Origin of the sequence: Sphingosinicella sp. (assembly GCF_052387495.1) — a bacterium.
Lineage (GTDB): Bacteria > Pseudomonadota > Alphaproteobacteria > Sphingomonadales > Sphingomonadaceae > Allosphingosinicella.
Genome location: NZ_JBQTJC010000237.1, coordinates 1 through 4282 on the forward strand (window position 1 = coordinate 1; position 4282 = coordinate 4282).

The window sequence follows — 4282 nt, forward strand, 5'->3', positions numbered from 1 at the left end:
GCGGTCGCCGGCGACGATCCACTGGCGCGCCGGATCGCCGGCGGTGAAGGCCAGAGCTCGCCCGGCCATCTGCGAGAGCAGGACATGGACTTCGGTCGGCAGCGGATCGGTGGCCGCGATCTGCAAAGGCGGTGGGGTCTGTCCCGCCGCCACTTCGGGAATGGCGAGGTCGGCGCAGGCGCTCGCGAAGGCGTGAGTCGCGGTCACCCGCCCGTCGGTCACCGTGATCCGGTAATGGCCGCCGGCGGGAAGGTGGTCGCGCGCGGTCGGCGCACTGATCTCGTAGACCTCGATCGGCCCGCTGCCCGAGGCCGGAGGCACGACGAGGAAGTTCGAGCCCTGCGGCGAGCAGGCGCGGTTGTCCTGGGCGCGGGCGGCGTCGCGGGCGGCGGCGAGCCGGGCGAGCGCGCGCGGCAGATCGGGGCGAAAGGTGCCGAGGAAGGTGTCGCGCGACACCACCCGGTTGCCGAGGATGTTGGCGCGGTAGACCGTCTTTGGCCCGTCGTCCGTATTGTCGTAGAAGGTGACGATCGTGCCGTTGCCTTCCTGCGCGGCGACCCAGCCCTCGATACCGGTCGCTTCCGGATTGGCGACCCGGCTCAGCATGTCCTGCGTCGCGAGGATGCCGGCGCGGGTGAGCGCGATCAGCTCGCGGCCGCGCGCGGCGGCCCGGTTCACCTCGGCGATCTGGGCCGAAGTGAGCGGCGGCGCGGCGGCGGGCGGCGGCGCAGCGGGTGGCGGTGGGGGAGCCGGCGTTGGCGCCGGCGTGTCGTCCTCGAGCGAGCCGACCGTGTCCTGGAGGTCGGAGAGGCCGGTGCCCGGCTGCTCGGCCTTGGCGGGCGGCGCCTCGGGCTGGGCGAATTGGGCCAGCGCGGCGGCGGCGAGGCTCCCCGCCGCGGCGGTCAGGATCAGGTGAAGATGACGCATATACAAGGGTTCCTGGCTTTGATCCTAGAGCGCGATGTTGACGGTCTTGAGCTCGGTATAGGTCTCGATCCCGTGGCGGCCGCTCTCCCGCCCGAAGCCCGATTGCTTGTAGCCGCCGAAAGGCAGATTGGGATCGGTCGCCATCGGGCAATTGCCCCAGACCATGCCGGCGCGCAGCTTCGCGGCGAGCTTGTGCATCGCCGAGACGTCGCGGGTCCAGACCGAGGCGGCGAGGCCGTAATTGGTGTCGTTCGCGGCCTTGGCGACCTCGTCCAGATCCTCGTAGCGCTGGGCGGCGAGGACGGGGCCGAAAATCTCCTCGCGCACCACCTTCATCTCGGGCTTCACGTCGACCAGCACGGTCGGGTTGACGAAATAGCCCTCTCCGCCCGGCGCGTCGCCGCCGCAGAGCACCGAGGCGCCCTCCTTCTTGCCGGCCTCGATGTAGGAGAGGACGCGCTCATGCTGCTCGGTCGAGACGAGCGGGCCCATCATCGTGTCCGGGGCGAGGCTGGGGCCGACCTTCCACTGCTGCGCGCTCGCCGCCACCGCTTCCAGCAGGGAATCGAAAATGTCCTTGTGCGCGAACAACCGCGACCCGGCGATGCAGACCTGGCCCGAATTGGCGAAGATCGACATGGCGGCGCCCTGCGCGGTCTTGCCGATGTCGACGTCGGGCAGGACGATGACCGGCGATTTGCCGCCCAGCTCGAGCGTCACCCGCTTCAGCGTGTCGGTGGCGGTGCGGTTGATGATCTTGCCGACCTCGGTCGAGCCGGTGAAGGCGACCTTGTCGACGTCGGGGGAACGGACCAGCCGGTCGCCCGCCGTCTCGCCCATGCCGGTGACGAGATTGAACACGCCGGCCGGCACACCCGCTTCGGCAACGAGATCGGCGAGGCGCAGCGCGGTGAGTGGGGTCTGCTCGGCGGGCTTCAAAATCACCGTGCAGCCCGCGGCGAGCGCCGGCGCGATCTTCTGCACCGCCATCATCAGCGGGAAGTTCCACGGCACGATCTGCGCGCAGACCCCGACCGGCTCGCGCCGGACATAGGCGTGGAAGGCGCCCGCCGGCGCATTGGACGGCTCGACATGCTCGCCGGTCAGCTTGGTCGCCCAGCCCGCCATGTAGCGCAGCATGCGCACCGACGAGGGCAGATCGAGCCGCTCGCTCGCCGCCTTCGGCTTGCCGTTGTCGATCGATTCGAGCTCGGCCAGCTCGGGCGCAGCCGCCTCGAGCAGGTCGGCGAGCCGGTGCAGGATGCGCTCGCGCTTGTAGGCGGGGATCCCGCTCCAGCGGCCGTCGTCGAAGGCGCGGCGCGCGGCGGCGACGGCGCGGTCGACGTCGGCGTCGGAGGCATCGACGATCCGCGCGATCTCGCGGCCCGTGGAGGGATCATAGACCGGGATCGTCTTGCCGTGGCTCGATTCGACCCATTCGCCGTCGATGAACAGAAGCGGCGCGCGGGCGAGCACGGCCTGGGCGGCGTCAGAATAAGCGGGCTGGGTGGAAATGCGCGACATCTCGTTCATCGGGGAATCTCCTGGGGCAAGTCGCTCTATAGGCGCAGGCGGCGCTCAGGCCAAAATCTTGCGCGCGCCCTCGACGATCTTCTCGGCGTCGGCGCGGGGCGGCGCCTGCAGGCCGCGCTCGACGGCGGGGCGCGCGGCGATCGCGTCCATCCAGCGCTTGAGATGGTCGAGCCCGTCGATGCTGATTTCCGGCCAATCGAGAATTCGCGCCCAGGCGAAATTGGCGATGTCGGCGATCGAATAGTCGCCGGCGAGATATTCGTGTGTGGCGAGGCGGCCGTCGAGCACTTCGAGCAGCCGGCGGCTCTCGCGCCGGTAGCGCTCGATCGCGGCGGGTATCTGCTCGGGGAAATAGCGGGTGAAGACGTTGGCTTGACCCATCATCGGCCCGAGCCCGCCCATCTGGAACATCAGCCACTGGATCACGAGGCTGCGGCCCTTCTCGTCCGAATGGATCAGCTTTCCGGCGCGCTCGGCGAGGTAGAGCATGATCGCGCCGGATCCGAACCCGGCGAAGCTGTCATTTTCCTTGTCGACGATCGCGGGGATGCGGCCGTTGGGGTTGATCGCGAGGAACCAGGGTTCCTTCTGCGCCCCGGAGGAGAGGTCGATGGCGTGGAGATTATAGGGAAGCCCCAGTTCCTCCAGCGTGATCGAGACCTTGTAGCCGTTGGGCGTGGCGGCGGTATAGAGCTCGATCATCCGGTCCTCCTTCGCGTTAGGTTGCGAAGTAGGACCGATCGTGGCCCTGTCAATCAGCCGATCGTCAGTTCACAGCCGAAATTGAGGCCGATGCGGCCGTCGCGGACCCAGCGGACGAAGGCGTAGATCTGGTCGCAGCCGGCGAAGCGGATGATCACGCTCTCGCCGAGGCGGGGGACGACGTCGCTCTCGATCATCGTGCCGCGGCTGGAAATATTGACTACCGGCACAACGAAGACCGCGCCCCGGAAATGGAGCGTGGCGCAATCGAGCAGCCCTTCGTGGCGCTCCTCCGAGCGCTGGTCGTGGATGCGCGGTTGCGGCCGCGTCGCCGTGTCGCCGGTCGGAGCGTAAGCATGAGTCGCCATGTGGCTCGCCTCCCCTGCGAAAGGTTTATCGCAAGGAAGGCTTACCGAAAGATGAGCGCGCGCCGGCGATTTGCCGCTAGTCCTCCTGATGCCCGGACGCCGTGGTCGGGGCCGGAGCGCTCGTGCCGCTGCCGTCCGCCTCCCAATAATAAGGCTGGCGCTGGCGGTTGCCCGTCACCGTCTCGTTCAGCGTCGCCGCGTCGTAGAGCCGCCCGTTCAGCATCACCTGGCTGATATTGTCGGTGTTCTGAATATCCTCCAGCGGGTTCGCGTCGAGGATGAGGAGATCGGCGAGCTTGCCCGGCTCGAGCGTGCCGATCTGATCCGCCATGTGGATGCACTCGCTCGCCGTCTTCGTCGCGGCGACGATCGCTTGCATCGGCGACATGCCCGCCTCCACGAGCATCTGCAACTCTTCTGCGTTGGAGCCATGGTGGCCGACGCCGCTGTCGGTGCCCATGGCCACACGCACGCCGGCGACGATGGCGTGCGCGACGTTTCGCTGATGATCGGCCATCACCTCCCTGGTCTTGCGGACGGCCTGGGGCAGCATGCTGCCCGGCGCGCGTTCGGCGTGGCGGAGCACCCAGACCGGCGCGACGAACGTCGGCACCAGAAACGTGCCCCGCCGCTTCATCTCGTCGATCGCCTCGTCGTCGATGAAGATGCCGTGCTCGATCGACTCGACCCCGGCGCGCACGGCGTTCTTGATGCCGTCGACGCCCTGCGCGTGCGCCATGCACGTCTTCCCC

The 4282-nt window shown here is 68.6% G+C and carries 5 protein-coding genes; all 5 read right to left on the bottom strand.

Translation table 11 applies throughout. From position 1 onward, the window contains the following. On the bottom strand, nucleotides 1-927 hold a 927-nt coding region (locus tag ACT4N8_RS13235), incomplete at its 3' end, for a hypothetical protein (protein ID WP_444858593.1). A 24-nt stretch (nucleotides 928-951) separates the two neighbouring features. Further along, nucleotides 952-2460 (bottom strand): aldehyde dehydrogenase family protein, encoded by a 1509-nt coding sequence (locus tag ACT4N8_RS13240; RefSeq protein ID WP_444858594.1) that lies wholly within the window; start codon nucleotides 2458-2460, stop codon nucleotides 952-954. 45 nt (nucleotides 2461-2505) lie between these two features. Next, nucleotides 2506-3162, bottom strand: coding sequence for a glutathione S-transferase family protein (locus tag ACT4N8_RS13245; RefSeq protein ID WP_444858595.1), 657 nt, complete (start codon nucleotides 3160-3162; stop codon nucleotides 2506-2508). Nucleotides 3163-3215: 53 nt separating this feature from the next. Beyond that, a complete protein-coding gene (locus ACT4N8_RS13250; RefSeq protein ID WP_444858596.1) occupies nucleotides 3216-3530 on the bottom strand; it encodes a PilZ domain-containing protein in 315 nt (104 codons plus the stop codon). Between the two features lie 76 nt (nucleotides 3531-3606). Then, a partial coding sequence (locus tag ACT4N8_RS13255) for an amidohydrolase family protein (RefSeq protein ID WP_444858597.1) occupies nucleotides 3607-4282 on the bottom strand: 676 nt, incomplete at its 5' end.